This window comes from Arthrobacter sp. zg-Y1219, assembly GCF_030125545.1.
GTDB lineage: Bacteria > Actinomycetota > Actinomycetes > Actinomycetales > Micrococcaceae > Arthrobacter_B.
In genome coordinates this window covers 106,766-123,030 of sequence record NZ_JASKLY010000016.1, presented here as the reverse complement: position 1 = coordinate 123,030, position 16,265 = coordinate 106,766, and the positions used below count along the sequence as shown (strand labels likewise).

Genomic DNA, 16,265 nt, shown 5'->3' with positions numbered 1-16,265 from the left:
GGCTCTTTCTGAAGGCGTACTCCCACATGTCCGCAGTCAACATTATTCAACACTGGGGGCTGGGATAGGAGGGAGTAGGAGCCCGGGTACATCGTCCAGACCTGAACTCCTAGTCCTGCCAGTGGAAGCCCGCCTTTGGCCGGCTACATTAGGGTTTCTGGAGCTATCCTGCTGTCGCAAGGCTTCAGCCGCACCCGTCGACCGCAGACCTGCGAGTGGTGAACATGAACGCCAACGGTGAGCCGCTATGCTTGGCCTGATACATTTTTGAGAGCAGATTGGTTTCTTGGATCTGTAGATGCTTTATCTATTGATAGGAAGAACGGGATGGGGCTCGTTAAGGCCGCTATTGACTCAGTTGGCGGAGCATTTGCAGGCCAATGGAAAGATTTTCTTACGGTTCCCGCGGAACTTTCCCCAACGGCCGCATTGTTCCCTGCTGTTCGGGCAGGTGCAAATGCAAACCGCGGTTCGGGTACCAGAGGGTCGAACGCCATTTTAAGTAACGGCTCCAAGATTGTTGTTCCCGAGGGCTACGGATTGCTCTTGTTTCAGGACGGAGAGCTGACGGCGTTCGCAGGCGACCCCGGCGCCTACATCTGGGCGTCCTCAGATATGAACTCACTTTCAATCTTCGCTGACGATGACCCGTCTGAGTCACTCATTCAGCAGTCGTGGGAGCGCTTTAAGTTTGGGGGGCAGCCCGGTTCACAGCAGCTGGCGCTTTTTGTAAACCTGAAGGAGCTTCCTAACAATAAATTCGGCACTCAATCGGAAATTTATTGGGACGACGCCTACTTCAACGCCCAGGTCGGCGCCCTCACTCACGGCACCTACAGCATCAGCATTACTGATCCCATCCTCTTCGCGAAACGTTTTGTCCCTGCTCGTTACTTGCAGGGCCAGGATATTTTCGATTTCACCGACAGGGGCAACTCGGCTGCGAGCCAGTTGTTCTCAGAAGTAATTAGCTCACTGGCCGCAGCTTTCAGCAGGTATGCAAACCATCCTGACCGAGCTAACCGCATGTCACGAATTCAGCAGGATTCGATAGGATTTGCCGAGTCCTTGTCCAGCGTGGTCGAGGAAGCCTATAAGTGGACATCAACTCGTGGGATTGGAATTTCCAAGGTAAACCTCGTCGGAGTCAAATATGATGAGAATACGAAGGAACTGCTTCGATCTGTTCAACGGGCCGATGCATTGGCGGGCACGCGAGGCAACGCAAACCTGCAGGCTTCCGTCGCAGCTGGTATGCAGTCTGCTGGAGAAGCCCGCGGGGCTGAGGGGCTACTGGGACTGGGTGTTGCGGCTGGATCCGTGAACCTTCCCGCGCTGATGCATCAAACACCAGCACCCGTAACTTCAACGTCCACTGCCGAGAGTGATTCAGATTTAATTACAGTCCTGGGGGGTCTGAAGCGAGCTTTCGAGGCGGGGTTAATTAATCAGGCCGAATTTGATGCGGCGAAAGCAAAGGCACTTGGACTTTCATAGACTCAAGGAATTTCAACTAAGAAGGTTTGATGAATCTCGTTGAATGCTCCCGATGCGGCAGCAAAGAACTTTTCGAAGAAGATGGACAAGTCATATGCGCCTTTTGTCGCTCCCGATTTATGCCAAACACTCCGGAGCATCCGCAAAAGGGGGCTGTGGTTGATATATTGTCAGACATTCAAGTGCTGCTTCAGAAATGCGAACGCGATCCGGTGAATCGGTTCCGATACGCGAGCTTGATTCTTGACATTGACCCGACAAATACAGAAGCAGCAAAGTACCTAAGATAGAGGATGCAATGAAAACGAAAGACATCGCGAAAAATCTCGGGTTGGAGTTGGGCACTTTCGACGCTTGGGTCAAACAGTCCGGATACCCTTACAAGTCGGGGTTGACAGGTATTGCTGTTGCTGACGATGTGAACGTGGACGAGCTGGTGGGTTATTACCGCGAGTACCTATCCCAGGAACAGGCGCGCCTTAGTCGGGAGCATGAACAACTAGCTAAGGATAACGAGAATGCAGCTCGAGCTGCACAGGAGAAGCAGCGGGCGCTGGCCAGCATGCTTATTACTTCCGGATTTAACTTCGATGGCTATTCCATTACGAAGTATTCGGGTTACATCTCCGGTGACGATGCAGTATCGATGAATCGCCCTACCCATGGCTGGCTCGGCGGGGTCAATGGAGAAGTCGGGGCGGACTTGTTGGCAGGGCTGGCGCACATTCGGCGCAACGCCCTTGCTGAACTAAAGGAAGCCGCGTACGCGCTTGGGTGCAACGCTGTAATTGGTGTCGATTTCGACTACCTGACGATGGATCCCGAGACTGCTTCTAGTTCCGGTGGTACGCTTTATCTTCCATTTTTGTTCGCGGTTACAGCGAATGGTAACGCCGTAATGATCGAGAAAAACTAATAAGTTTGGGCTGCTAATACTGGATCCTTAATTAGCGAAATAAGTTGAGGGGGTTGCGCGTGAGGACCCGCGCAACCCTCGGCTAACTTAAAGGCTAGGAACCCACATCCCAGCCCGCCCTAACGCCAGTTCCAAATCCCGACCTCCGGCTCGTGCAATCAGTTCCTGGTCGCCGACCACCATCAGCAGACAACGCGCCCGCGACAAGCCAACGTAGAGCTGCTCGGGAGCCCGGGCGAGGTCCTTGAACCGGTTCACGCACAGGATCACCACTGACCGTTCCAACCCCTTGAAGCCGAGGACGTGCCCGTAGAACTCCTCGTCGTCGTCGTGAAAGGCCTGCCAGTACTCGGGAATGAGTTTGGACTCAAAAGCTACCTGATGCACAGGGTGCCGTTCCTTGGTGGTGAGCAGCGCGATCTGGTTCCGAGCCCAGCCTTCCTCAATCAGTACATCCACGCAGTCACTGGCGACGTCCAGGGCGTCCTCGGTGGCGCAGTCGATCACCCGCACGGGCAGCCCGTCGCCGCCGCGGGGCAGAAAGTGCTCGCCAGAGAACCCCCGGAAGGTGTGGGCGATGCGCTTGGTGTTCCGCAGGTTCTCGTCAATATGCAGCGTCACCAGGTTCGCCGTCGGGTCCATGCTGGTTCCGGCAGTCCCGGCGTCCCACCGGCCGTAGACGTTCTGCCGCTCGTCCATGAAGGCGAACACCCCGCCGTCGTCGGGCTTCTTCAGGCAGGCCAGCAGCCCCTCCCACCACAAGGGGGCAAAGTCCTGGGCCTCGTCGACGACGACGGCATCCAGCTTAATCTCCACGGGCAGGTGTGCCGCGAGTTCCCTCAGCAGCCGCGGCATCTCCTGATCGAAATACTCCTGCCCGGTCCCGTCCGGCACGCCAAGGGACCGCACGTACTCGTGGAACTCGCCGGCGAAGACCGGCTTGGCCTGCCGGCACGTGGAGACCTCGCGGCGCAGGTGCTCGGCCAGTCCCTTGTTGTAGCAGAACAGGCCGACCTGCTGGCCGTCCTTGGCCAGGCGCCGGGCCTTCTCGACGGCCAGCCAGGTCTGGCCGCTGCCGGCGCCGCCGACGAACCGGGCCCGGGGTATGGCGCGCCGGTCTGCACGGCACATCTAAGAAATCAAATGCATTGTCTAGTCGTTGGCCAAGCTGACGTACAGTATAGTCCACTTGATTGATGTGGCTATTGCCATTTAAAGAAAGAGTTGGACCTGAATGAAAAAATGCGCGCTAGTGATCCTTGGTGTCCTTACGTTGTCCCTCGTTGCCTGCTCTCCGGATCGCTTGAGCACCGGTGATACGTGTATCGAACTGGAGGCTGTAGGGGGCGTCGCGACGAGCGTTTCGACTCTAGCTTCATCCGGTAATGCCGAATTTTTCGTCGAACTGTCGGAGCGATCATCTGAAGTTCTCGCTGATGAATTGAAGCTTATAGGTGAAGTCATGGGTGAAAGTAAGGACGAGCAGGACCTTAGGTTTATTATTGATGCACAATATGACGCTTTTAAACTAGCCGCCGAAACGTTGAATGGAGCATGTGGATGAAAGTTGATATTTTCAGGCATCGGGGGGTGCTAGCCATAGCAGGTGCAGTTGCGATGGTCTCCCTTGCTGCCGGTTGTTCGTCCACAGAATCTTCGGAAGATAATTCCACGCAGCAGAAATCGGAGCGTCCCGTCCTCGGTGTCTGTGAAATACTTGGAACGATGCAGGAGTGCGCGAATACACTCACCGATATATATATGGAAGTTGACGAGGCTTACGAACGACTAGATTCCCCGACGGCCAATCAAACCGCTGCATTGGAACGAATGAATAGAGCTAGCGAAATTTATTCGACAAGCTGCCGCGGTCTTGATGTCCGTGCGGGTGCCGAGGTTAATATGGTAAACGGTTGTGATGATGCTCTCGATGACATTGTCACAGCGCTAAGCTCGATGCGTTAAGGATCATCGCGGAAACCCGACGCACGGTCACCAGTGTTGAGGACATGAGAGCACTGGGCTTCTGCGTTTCCGTCCAGCACGCAAGTACATGGCCGAGGCCTTCAACAACGCCGGAATCCCCACGACGACCGTTTCCGGAGAAACGCCCGAACCGGACCGGGAAGCGGCGCTGCGCCTCCTGCAGGACGGTGAGCTGTACTGAATCTTCGCGGTGGACGTCTTCAACGCGCCTCGACCTGCCCGAGGTCGACACCATCCTGATGCTCCGGCCTACCCAGAGCTCCACCATCTTCGTGCAGCAGCTGGGGCGCGGGCTCCGCCGGTCCAAAGACAAAGCAGTCCTAACAGTTCTGGACTTTATCTGGCCAGCAGCGGCGCGAGTTCCGCTTCGACAACAAGCTGCACGCCATCACCGGACTGCGGCGAAAGGGGCTCAAGGCCGCCGTCGAGCCGAGTTCCCCTTTCTCCCGTCCGGTTCCCAGATCGTGCTGGCCCGGGTGTCCCAACAGATCACCGTCGACAGCCTCCGCGACCAGCTGCGGAGCACCCGACCGCCGCTGATCGCCGACATCCGCTTCCATGGGGAACCTGTCCTGGCAAAATTCATGCAGAAGTCCGGCCGGGCGGGAGGACATGTACCGGAAGACCGCGGAATCCTGGACCTTGCTGATACGAGCCGCCGACCTGGTTGAAGCAGCCGACCGCCTGACGCCGCTGCTGCTGGTGGCCACAGGCGCTCCGCGGTATGCAGACCTGGGCCCGCGGGAGCAGACGTTCGCCCGCATGCTGTTCTTTGCGCTGTGGCCCGAGGCTGGGAAGTTCACCTCGTACGACGCCGGCCTCGACTTCCTGCGCAGCTATCCCACCGTGTGCGATGAGATTCGCCAACTGGCTGCCCTCGGCGTCGACCGGACGCGCTATGCACCCAAGGCGTTGGGCCGTGGATTGGGACACGTTCCCTTGTACTCCCACGCGACCTACCGGCGAGAGGAGGTCCTTGCGGCGCTTGGTTACCTGGCCGTGGACGGGCGGAAGGCCCGGCACCGGGAGGGCGTGGCCTAGTGCGAAGACACGCAAACTGATGCGTTCTTCATGACGGCAGAAAAAGATGCCAAGGACCGCTCTGCCAGCATCATGTACAAGGACTACGCGATGAGCCAGGACGTGTTCCATTGGGAATCACAGAACAGCACGTCTCCGACCAGCCCGGTGGGACGGCGCTATCTGAACCACAAGGTCGCCGGAACGCAGATCTTGCTGTTCACCCGTGCCTGTGAGAACGATGAGTCTGGTCTGACGATGCCGTATGTCTGCCTCGGTCAACTGGATTACATGCAGCACACCGGGTCGAAGCCTATCGCGATCACCTGGAAACTGCAGCGGTCGATGCCTGCGGATGTTTTCACGGAGGCCAGTGCGGTAGCTCGCTAGCCCCTACTCCTGTCGCAGATGAGGTAGTGCGGGGAAATGCCCCAAATCAACGCTATCTCGTGACGGGTCTAATGTTCTCGTCCGGAAGCGGAATCGTCCGTTTCCAAATCCCTTCACCAGCAATCCGCTACTGAAGTGATTTCAAGGAATTCGCTGTTGGCCTGCCAGGTGTGACAGCAGCGGGTGTGAGATTCCCGGGACGCCGGCTGCCTTTCCACCAATTGTTCCGTCCCTAGTATTAAGGGCTTTTATAAAGCCTCGCCGTTACCGCGCGCCCAATACAGTTCGCCAACAGAGTCCACTAGGGTAATCAACAGGCAGCCTTGGCAGTGTAGAGTAAACCAACAATTTCAATGTCCAAAAATGCCACAGCAGCTAAGATAATCGGGGGAGTAGTGCAGGTCTTGTACGTTATAAGTTCTGGTCTTCGGCCGTGCCACTCTGGTGGGCATCAGCATGCGGCAGCTTCGGCTAGGGTGTCAGCGCATGCGTGAACACTTGGCCACGCTTGCCGCTCTTCTACGCAGATTTTTGGAGCGTGAGCTCCCCTCCCTTGGGCCAGATTGGTGGGACCAGGGTGTCCTCGCGAAACTGACGTACCAACAACGAGCGTTGGCCGATGAGAACGGCTGGTTAAGCTTGACGGAGCTCGACGCCGCCGCCGTCCTCCGCGTTGCTGACCAGAACTGGGACCTGTTCAGAAGAAAGAACTTGGTCAAGTGGGACGACCGTAACTGGTTGAAGGAAGCCTCCAGCGTCCGAAACCGCTGGGCTCATGACGCCCCCGGACGCGAGCCGAGCCCCCAGCTTGCTTATCGGGACCTCGACACGCTTACCCTCCTCGCCCACGCCCTTGATCCGGAGAGCCCAGAGGCCGTGCAGCTGGCCGGTGCCCTGTCGACCGCATTGGCTGGGCTCGCTCCTGCGTCCCGTCCTATGGCATCAGACTCCACACCTGCTCCCATAACAGCCGCTCCTTCAGGGCTCGTGCCGGGGACCATGGTTCGGGTCAAGGCGCGACCGGAACTGACGGGTGTGATCACGCAGGCCGACGACTCGGGTGCCCAGCTCCGGCTGACCGTGTTCCATGCACAGATGATTCAGACCTACTTCGAATCGCAGATTGAAGTCGTCGAGACAAAGTCGGTTGAGTATCTCGGGGCCGAGGAACTCAAAGCACGGATTACGGCCGCACACGTCCTCCACCCTTCAGTGAACAGGCTCTACTCGCTCAACACGGGCCGGATCGAGTACGAGCCCTACCAATACCGGCCAGTCATGAAGATGATTGCTGCCGATCGTCCGCGCCTTCTAATTGCGGACGACGTCGGCGTCGGTAAGACGATCGAAGCGGGCCTGATCATCAAGGAACTGCAAGCCCGCCAACAGCTCGACTCGATTTTGGTGATCTGCCCCAAGCCGCTGGTTGTGGAGAACAAGTGGCGAAACGAGATGAAGCGGTTCGACGAGGACTTCGCCCACCTTGACAGCTTGATGCTGCATCATTGCATCGGTGAGGTCCGGGCTGAGGGCCGTTGGCCCACACGGTACCGGAAGGCGATACTCCCCTACTCGTTGCTTAACGAAAAGCTCCTCCTCGGCGACGACACGGGGCGCAGGCCCCGGCCAGGCCTGACCTCGCTCCTGCCTCCGGTCAAGTTCGACCTAGTCATCGTTGACGAGGCGCATCACGTTCGGAATAGCGAGACGTGGGGCCACCGCGTCGTCAAACATCTCCTAGATTCCGCAGAAGCGGCCGTGCTCATCTCTGCGACGCCGATCCAGACAGGCAGCGAAGATCTCCGTACCCTCCTGCGCCTACTACGGCCCGACACGTTCGTAGACAACCAGACATTTGACCTGATGCGCGAGCCGAACGCGTACCTCGCCAACGTCGAGAGCGCGGTCAGGTTGGCGGGGAACACTTGGCAGACCACAGCACTGGAAGCCCTCACGGAGGCGCTTCAGACATCTTGGGGTAGCCGCGTCCTGCGCGCAGACCCTCGAACGCAGGAAATCCGAGACCTCCTCGACCAAAACCACGTAACGGACCATGACCGCGTCAAGGCCCTGCGACTAGCGCAGTCACTGAATACGTTTTCCGGTCTCATCAACCGCACGCGCCGCCGAGACATCGGCTCTTTCACGACACGCAAGTCTGAAACCTTTGAGGTCGACTTCACACCGGATCAGGCAGCATTGTACGGGGAACTACTTGACCTTGCCGGCCGCATTGCGACCAGCAAAGGGCATGGCCAGTCCCTCGACTTCGTGCTTTCGACCCTGCAGCGGCAGGCTGCGAGTTGTCTTAATGGATTGGCACCCTTTATCGAGGATCTCCTCCAGCGCAAGCTCACCCCGGAGGAGCTGAGCGAGGCCGATGTCGAGGCGGACGAGTTAGACGCATCCCTTTTGGAGTCATTCGTGGCCGAGATCAGAGAGATTGCCACCAGCGCCGCGGCACTGACTGAGGACCCAAAGCTTGACCGGCTCTTGAGCTACGTTGATGAGAAACAACAGTTGTCCAACAACAAGCTTTTGGTCTTCAGCACGTTCCGCCACACCCTCCGCTATCTCCACTCCCATCTGGTGTCGGCAGGCGCCCGGGTCGGGCTCGTACATGGCGGAATTTCCGACGATGATCGCCGCGATCTTCGGGCTCGATTCGCGAAGGACAAGCGCGAGCCGGACGCCATCGACATCCTGCTGTCATCCGAGGTCGGCACTGAAGGGCTGGACTACCAATTCTGTGACGCGCTCGTGAACTACGATCTTCCGTGGAACCCGATGCGTATTGAGCAGCGGATTGGCCGCATTGATCGCCGGGGGCAGCAGAGCGAGTCCGTCTCAATCAAGAACCTAATCGTCAGTGGCACCGTCGATGCAGCCATCTTCGAGCGATGCCTCATGCGGATTGGTGTCTTCCAGCGGGCCCTCGGTGGCAGCGAAGCGATCCTTGGCGAGCTGACACGGGAAATTCGGAAGATTGGCGAAGACCTCACGCTCACAGAGCCGGAGCGTGAGGCCCGGCTGCAGCAGCTCGCGGACAATAGGATCGGCCGGATTCAGGAGCAGGAGCAGCTTGAGGAGCGAGAGAGCGCCCTCTTCGGCCTCCCGTTGAAGAAGCTCGATGCCGAGGGTGTCGAGCAGGCCGCCAGCCCATGGCTCGCACCCAGCCAGTTGGCCCGCCTGGTACAGCGCTACCTACTTGACCGCGGTTACGAACGAGCAGACTCGTTGTTCGAGCGCCCTGTCGCACTGATCCGCCCAAGCAAGGATGTCCGCTCAACCCTTTACGCTGACGCCCAAGCGACCGCACCCGAAAGCGGTTCGCTGTGGCAGCGATGGTTGAGTCGCGGGACAGACCAATCACGAAGGCTCACCTTCGATCCAGGCTTGGCCGACAGCAACGACGTCGAACTCCTCTCGCCAGTCCACGAGTTGGTACGTGCGGCTGCAAAACACCAAGAGGGTTTTGCGGCCGAAACTAAGGTGGCTTTGCAGGTCCATTCAAAGACCGTTCCTGCAGGTCTCTACCCACTTGCCGTCCACGCCTGGACCTATCTGGGTTCCCGCGACGACTTCGAGGTGGCTGTGGCAACGACCGATTCGGCGCTCTCCGAGGAGATGAGTCGCCTTCTAATCGAGGCGTCTGATTCGTCAGCATCAGTTGAATCACATGCCGCCGGCGAGGTCGATGAGCGGCATTACATGGCGTGGACGGATTCCAGGACCGCGCACATCGATCGGACCCGGGGGCACGTCGAGAACCAACTGGCATCGCTCACTACGACCCACCATGCCCGAGTCCAACTCCTCGAGGACCAGATTGGCAAGGCATCCCACGAGAACATACGTCGCATGCGTGAATCAGAACTACGCTCGCTCGAGGATGATTATGGAACACGCATCAAGAAACTTGAAATGACCATCCAACGCAGCGACGTCACGACCACACTCCTTTGCTCAGGAATTGTTGAGGTCGTTGGTGGCGACTGAAATCACGTTCGATAGCATCGCGGCTTCCGGACGCGCGATAGTGGAGGCGCACAAAGGGAAGAGAGGTTTCGAGGAGGGCATCCGCCGACTGCTGTCGGAGTTGTACCCAGACAACGCGCACTTCATTTACGAACTGCTTCAAAATGCTGAGGATGCTAGGGCAACCGTCGTCGAATTTGAGTTGCACGACAGCGATCTTGAGGTGCGCCACAACGGGGCACGAGTATTCTCGCTCAAAGACATTGACTCGATCACGAATATTGGCGACTCCACGAAGCAGGACGACCCTACGCAAATTGGCAAGTTCGGAGTGGGATTCAAGGCCGTCTACTCTTACACAAGTCGCCCCGAAATTAGGTCGGGGACGCACGCATTCGCCATTGAGGACCTATTTATAAATGAACGTATTGCTGGCGAAGCTCGGATGGGTTGGACCAGTTTCCGGTTTCCGTTCAACCGACAGGAGAAGCCAGCAAATGTTGCCGTCGAGGAAATCAGCCGTGGGCTCGTAGAGCTTGACGAAAAAACCCTACTCTTCCTCAATCACATCAGCACAGTTACGTACACCCTTCCTAATGGAACCCTTGGAATCATCGAACGGCGGGATCTCGACGGCCAAGTCATCACCATAGAGAAGTCTGAAGGTGACGTTATCGTCGAGTCCCACTGGTTGCGCCTTATTGGCCCAGCCAGTGTAGAACACGACGGCTCCCACCCACTCTCCGTTGCAGCGGCATTCCGCCTCAAATTGAGCGAGCAGGTAAAGCCGAAGCGTGGAAAGCAGAAGGACGGAGGGGAGGCTTCCGCCGAACTAACGCGATCCATCGTTCCCCTAGACCAGGGCGACGTGTCAATCTACTTTCCGGCCATAAAGGAGTCCTCCGGTTTAAAGTTCCATGTCCATGCCCCCTTCGCCTCAACTGTGGCCCGGGACAGCGTCCGTGCCGACCCGGGCAACGTTCAGCTCATCGAGGATATAGGAGCGCTGATCGTCGACGCGCTACCCCGGCTGCGTGATGAAGGCCTGCTTGATGACACCTTCCTTGCGACCCTTCCCAACCATGACGACCCCATTGCCTATCCGTACAGCCTCCTCCGGAATGCAACCACGCACGCATTCAATGAACTCGAGATTACTCCGATGCGCGGTGGTGGGTACGCACCTGCAAGATCGATGGTGTCCAGTCCTGGTGAGTTTAGGAACTGGCTGGCGGAGGGTGACCTGCGCTTCCTCTTCGATATGGCTGGGATCGAAGCCGGGAACGCTCCGCATTGGATACGCGATCGTGACGGCCGGCCCGGTCGGTTCCTTGCAGGGCTCGATACGATCGAGTTTGCTTGGCCCGAATTGGGGGCTGCCCTACGCGAATCCCTCGACGTCGGCGATGCTGATAGTTCCCACCTGCAGGGATGGGTCGGCTGGCTAGCGGCTAAAAGCGACAGTGCGATTGTCAACCTCTACCAATTGCTCGGCCGAGGATACTCCACCCAACTGATGCACTTCCACGGCGTCCTGCCGTTGATCCCACTTGTCCGCGTGGCTCGCCGCGGAAAGAACGAGCATGTTAGGGGTCCTGAAACGCACCTCCCTTCCAACCCGAAGGACAAAAACCAGAATCGCGTTCGAGCTGAAGTGGCATATTTCGATGATGATGAGGATCAAACGCGCGCAGCCAACTTGAAGGTGTTCTATCGCGCCGCCGGAGTTCGTCGCTGGGACGAAGCGGCACGGATTGAGGCCCGCCTCAAGCCATACAGGGTACGGAACCGGCCAATGCCGGAAGCGGCTCAGGTTAAGAGGCACCTCGACGACGTCGGAGCCTTCACCCAGTACGCTCTGACCAACCGTGAATCTGCACGGAGCCTCTTTAGGAACGTGCCGTTCCTCGTCTCGCCTCAGCCTGATGGGTCACTGACCTGGATATCCCCGGGCGAGAGCTACCTCGACCTTCCTTACCGAACAACAGGACTCTCGTCCCTATACCCGTCGGTTCTGTCTGACGACGATGGCGACTTCTACGAAGAGCCATACCCGGTGGCAGGTTATTACCTCGAAATCGACGGGTTCGAGGATTTTCTTGGACTTGTGGGTTCGATGGTAGGTATCAAGATCACCCCTAGCAACGTGTTCAGTAACCCGCTACTCAAAAGAGAATGGTGGACAAACTACCGCCATAGCGCGCACACCGAGATGATCGATTGGGACATCGAAAACCTCGATAAAATCATCGCGACAGGCGACCATAATCTGATCCGCACTCTCTGGAATACCGTCGTAGACACGAAAGCCGACAAGGCCACAGCTATCTACCGAGCGAATAAAAGCGCACCCAGCTACAGCTTCTACTCCCAGCTGGTACAAAAGCTCAAGTCCAAAGCCTGGGTTCTTGATGGGAATGGGGACCTACGACTTCCCAACGAGGTGACGATCGATGGGCTTCCTGATGACTGGGAGCGGCCCAGCGCGAGTTCCCTCGTGCACAAGCTCGATTTCGGGGCAGATTTGGCCGAACGCCACCAGAAGGCTGAAGGCGTCAGTGACTTCCTCCGTGAAGAAGGCCTCGACGGCGGTATCGACGTCCTACGCGAAGCCAAAGAAGCAGGTATCCCTTTCTCTGATATCCGTGACTTCATTTCTGAGCGGGCAATAGTTCATCGTTTTCCTGAATCGGCCTCCGGCGACCCGGGCAGGCGCTCGACTGTAGCCGAGCAAGACGCGCTTGGTGCTCCGTTTTACCAGAGCGAACTGCGGCTGCGGAGCGTCATCGATGGACAGGGCCAGGCCGGTGCCGAGTCCAGGGGGTATCTGCAGAGGCAGTACACCAGTGATGTGGGCGAGATGTTCTGCCAAGCCTGCCAGAAACCGCTCCCATTCAAAGTAGGAGGCCGGTGGTACTTCGAATCGGTCCGCTTCGTAAACGGCCGCAAGCAGGCGCATACGGCCAACGCCATGGCCCTGTGTCCACTCTGCGCAGCCCTCTACAAGCACACGCGGGAAACAACCACTGAAGCCCTTCTCGCGGTGTTGTCGAATATTAAGGTCAAGGGAGGCCAGGGTCTCGTGGAGATTCCCCTGATCCTGAACGGCAAGCGCATCAACATCCAATTCACCGGAAAGCACGCGATCGATCTTCAATCGGCGCTACGCGTGGCTGGCGATGAGCGCGGAGCAACCGCCGACGTTAGCCACTAATGGGGAAGTTCAGTTCTGGAGCGGGCTGGTTAATCTTCGTGCCTGTCGTGGTGACCTATCCCGCGTCGGGGGAACTGGAGCAGCGGCCGGAGAGGTCTTGATTCGATCCCTATCGAGCTGCTAATCGATTTCACAGGGCTTCCCGCCAACTGTGGTCCTCAGCGAACGGAACCCTACGATGAAAAGCCGGTCGGGGGCGCTGCTTCATAGTTGCGCCTGAAATCCATCGGCCAGCGGCCTCAAGCGCTAGAAACCCAAATGTCAGCTCGCCCCAAAGCCAGCTCCAGATCCCGACCGCCGGCCTCGGCTATCAGCTTCTGGTCTCCGACCACCATCAACAGGCACCGCGCCCGGGACAGCCCGACATAGAGCTGTTCGGGCGCCCGGGCCATGTTCTTGAACCCGTTCACGCAGAGGATCACCACGGAGCGTTCCAGCCCCTTGAAGCCGAGGACGTGCCCGTAGAACTCGGCGTCGTCGTCGTGAAAGGCCTGCCAATACTCGGAAATGACGTTGGCCTCGAAGGCTTCCTGATGCACGGGATGCCGTTCTTTGGTGGTGAGGAGGGCGATCTGGTTCCGTGCCCAGCCTTCCTCAATCAGTACATCCACGCAGTCACTGGCGACGTCCAGGGCGTCCTCGGTGGCGCAGTCGATCACCCGCACGGGCAGCCCGTCGCCGCCGCGGGGCAGAAAGTGCTCGCCAGAGAACCCCCGGAAGGTATGGGCGATGCGCTTGGTGTTCCGCAGGTTCTCGTCAATATGCAGCGTCACCAGGTTCGCCGTCGGGTCCACACTGGTTCCGGCAGTCCCGGCGTCCCACCTGCCGTAGACATTCTGCCGCTCGTCCATGAAGGCGAACACCCCGCCGTCATCGGCTTTTTTCAGGCAGGCCAGCAGCCCCTCCCACCACAAGGGGGCGAAATCCTGGGCTTCGTCGACGACGACGACATCCAGCTTCGCCTCCACAGGCAGGTGCGCTGCGAGTTGCTTGAGCAGGCGCGGCATCTCCTGGTCGAAGTACTCCTGCCCGGTGCCGTCCGGCACGCCAAGGGACCGCACGTACTCGTGGAACTCGCCGACGAAGACCGGCTTGGCCTGGCGCCACGTGGAGACCTCGCGGCGCAGGTGCTCGGCCAGTCCCTTGTTGTAGCAGAACAGGCCGACCCGCTGGCCGTCCTTGGCCAGGCGGCGGGCCTTCTCGACGGCAAGCCAGGTCTTGCCGCTGCCGGCGCCGCCGACGAACCGGGCCCGCGGAATGGCGCGGGTGGAATTGAGCAAAACCTTCTGCCGCTCCGTGAGTTGGTCCTGCCGGGCTTCGAGCTCGTCGGCGTCGCCGGCAGGGGAGGAATCCGGGTCGAAGTCACCGGAAAGGTGGGGGATGATCCGACCCAGGTACTTGGCGGCTAGCGCGCTGCCGCCCTGGGCCTCCTTTTCGATGGCGTGGCGGATCAGCACGGCACAGTTACTCATCCCGGCCTGGTCGATGATGAGGCCGCGGGGGATGCCCGCCATCTGCCAGTCTGCAGGAACCGTCGTGTAGGGAAGGCAGGCCATGTAGGCGAAGCGGCTGGTCAGCGACGATCCCAGCCGATCCTTGAGCCAGTCCTTGAAGGCATGCTGGGCCCCCTGAGCCTGGGCGATCGGGCTTGGCAGCTTGCGTTTGCCGGTGCGGTCGGACTGGTACCACTGCCCCTTCTCCACCGAAACGAGTCCGCCCTTGACCTCAATGGCGGCGAGCCCGACGCCGGGCCACAGAACGAGGATGTCGATCTCGTGTTCGGCCCGCCCGTGCCGCACCTGCACGGAGTGCGCCAGCACGACGTCGTCGGGCAGCTGGGCACGCAGGGCGTCCCACAGCGCCTTTTCGGCCAGCTGGCCGTCCTGAAAGTCTGGCTCGTCCGGTATGCAGTGCACGATTCCCCCTTATCGTGCCGGCGACGATGCCGGCTCTCCGTAATGTACAGTGTCGTGCGCCACGGACGGCGATTCAGGCTAAGGGAGCTCCGTCTATGTCTGCCAACGAGGAATACGCCACTTTTGTTAGTCACTTCAAAGTAGCGCCCTGTGTCAGGCTGCGAAGTCATGGAATGTGCAAATGTGAGACTATTACTCTTAATTCTAGGGGTCTTTCAAACTGGTCATGCCGAGAAAACATAGGAGTTGAGTTGACCAGAAGTGCCGGATCGGCAGTCAAAGATGGTAATTCTGTTGCCTTCATTTTCGTCGGTGGAAAAGGATGACACCGGACGAGGCACGAGGCGTTCTTGGGTTGTCTCATGGCGCAGGAATGGATGAGGTCCGAGCTGCGTATAAGAAACGATCTCAGTTCATGCACCCGGATAGATTTTCGGGACGCCCGAAAGGCGAGATTCGCTTTGCAACAGGAGAGTTTCAACGCCTCACCACTGCGCGAGACATACTCTGCGATATGCCATCCAACGCGCCGGATTCTCCATCCGGTGACGATTTCGAAGAGCATGACAGTAGCAACGAGCGACAAAGAACCTCAGACGCTCCCGCCACTCAAATCACTATTACTATTCCGCGAAATCAAGCAGTGGCAGGTACCGTGATCCCAATCTGCACCGCGGCTGGAGAGACTGTCCGAGTGCGTCTTCCTAACTCGTTCCGATTGAGCACGACGATCCGGGTTAGGGGGCGGGGTGAGCTGCTACTGTCGCACGGGGCCAGGAACGATCTGCTGGTTACTCTTCAGTTGGCGCCTACGGTGGCCGCCCCGTCTCCGTGGCCGACGGACAGTGACTTACGCGACGCGGCGGAAGATAATGGAATTGGCAAGAGTAACCGGTTTCTTGGCGTCGCATGGGCAGTCGTTTTGTTATTTCTTGTCATCGTCGGAGTCGCAGTAATATTTACCGCTGGAAACGAATCTTCACCCGCAGCTTTAGTTGATGAATCGGATTCCATCGAGTTTGTTCTGGAACCAGACTCGAGTGGGAGGTGCCCCACCGGTATGACAGAGTGTTGGATCTGGAGACTCACGCCTGAAACAAGCTGCAGTCAGGCGACAGTCAACATCGAGCTGGCGAAGTCGGAGACGGCCGAGGGTAGCTCGCACACAAGGGTCCATCAGAAGCTGACCGGAGGAAAGGTGGCGACGGTCATCGCCAGTGCCGATAACTCCACTCTTGAGTACGCGACAATCAGCTCAATAATCTGTCAAACACCATGACACCCTGTTAATAGGTAGTTTCCTGCGTCTGTGCAGAACCCAGAGTTACCCATGAACGCCTAGGTAACT

11 protein-coding genes are annotated in these 16,265 nt (G+C 58.4%); 9 read left to right on the top strand and 2 right to left on the bottom strand.

Going from position 1 to position 16,265, the window contains the following annotated elements; all coding sequences use genetic code 11:
* Positions 1–237 precede the first annotated feature (237 nt).
* The gene (locus QNO00_RS13940; protein ID WP_331461748.1) at positions 238–1,497 is read left to right on the top strand and encodes an SPFH domain-containing protein; all 1,260 of its coding nucleotides are present in this window, start codon (positions 238–240) and stop codon (positions 1,495–1,497) included.
* Between the two features lie 298 nt (positions 1,498–1,795).
* Positions 1,796–2,413: a heavy metal-binding domain-containing protein gene (locus QNO00_RS13935; RefSeq protein WP_229964435.1), complete on the top strand. Its 618-nt coding sequence runs from the start codon at positions 1,796–1,798 to the stop codon at positions 2,411–2,413.
* Positions 2,414–2,500: 87 nt separating this feature from the next.
* Here the strand turns inward: QNO00_RS13935 and QNO00_RS13930 are convergent, their stop codons facing one another.
* Complete coding sequence (locus QNO00_RS13930) at positions 2,501–3,544, bottom strand: DEAD/DEAH box helicase (RefSeq protein ID WP_284024938.1); 1,044 nt, start codon at positions 3,542–3,544, stop codon at positions 2,501–2,503.
* A 121-nt stretch (positions 3,545–3,665) separates the two neighbouring features.
* Here QNO00_RS13930 and QNO00_RS13925 point away from each other — a divergent pair, with 121 nt between their 5' ends.
* From QNO00_RS13925 to QNO00_RS13900, 6 genes are all read left to right on the top strand, one after another.
* Complete coding sequence (locus QNO00_RS13925; protein WP_284024937.1) at positions 3,666–3,977, top strand: hypothetical protein; 312 nt, start codon at positions 3,666–3,668, stop codon at positions 3,975–3,977.
* A complete protein-coding gene (locus QNO00_RS13920) occupies positions 3,974–4,378 on the top strand; it encodes a hypothetical protein (RefSeq protein WP_284024936.1) in 405 nt (134 codons plus the stop codon). Before QNO00_RS13925 ends, QNO00_RS13920 begins: the two co-directional genes overlap by 4 nt.
* A gap of 633 nt (positions 4,379–5,011) precedes the next feature.
* Entirely contained in the window at positions 5,012–5,440 is a 429-nt protein-coding gene (locus QNO00_RS13915; protein ID WP_284024935.1) for a hypothetical protein, read from the top strand.
* Positions 5,441–5,470: 30 nt separating this feature from the next.
* Positions 5,471–5,809 (top strand): DUF3427 domain-containing protein, encoded by a 339-nt coding sequence (locus tag QNO00_RS13910; protein WP_284024934.1) that lies wholly within the window; start codon positions 5,471–5,473, stop codon positions 5,807–5,809.
* Between the two features lie 456 nt (positions 5,810–6,265).
* Positions 6,266–9,808 carry a DEAD/DEAH box helicase gene (locus QNO00_RS13905; RefSeq protein WP_349643492.1) on the top strand — a complete coding sequence of 1,181 codons (3,543 nt, stop codon included), beginning with the start codon at positions 6,266–6,268 and terminating at the stop codon, positions 9,806–9,808.
* A complete protein-coding gene (locus QNO00_RS13900) occupies positions 9,798–13,001 on the top strand; it encodes a sacsin N-terminal ATP-binding-like domain-containing protein (RefSeq protein ID WP_284024932.1) in 3,204 nt (1,067 codons plus the stop codon). Before QNO00_RS13905 ends, QNO00_RS13900 begins: the two co-directional genes overlap by 11 nt.
* 239 nt (positions 13,002–13,240) lie before the next feature.
* Here QNO00_RS13900 and QNO00_RS13895 read toward each other — a convergent pair whose 3' ends face one another.
* Positions 13,241–14,917 (bottom strand): NERD domain-containing protein, encoded by a 1,677-nt coding sequence (locus QNO00_RS13895; RefSeq protein ID WP_284024931.1) that lies wholly within the window; start codon positions 14,915–14,917, stop codon positions 13,241–13,243.
* Between the two features lie 322 nt (positions 14,918–15,239).
* Here QNO00_RS13895 and QNO00_RS17415 point away from each other — a divergent pair, with 322 nt between their 5' ends.
* Entirely contained in the window at positions 15,240–16,196 is a 957-nt protein-coding gene (locus QNO00_RS17415; protein WP_502863378.1) for a J domain-containing protein, read from the top strand.
* Positions 16,197–16,265: the final 69 nt, after the last annotated feature.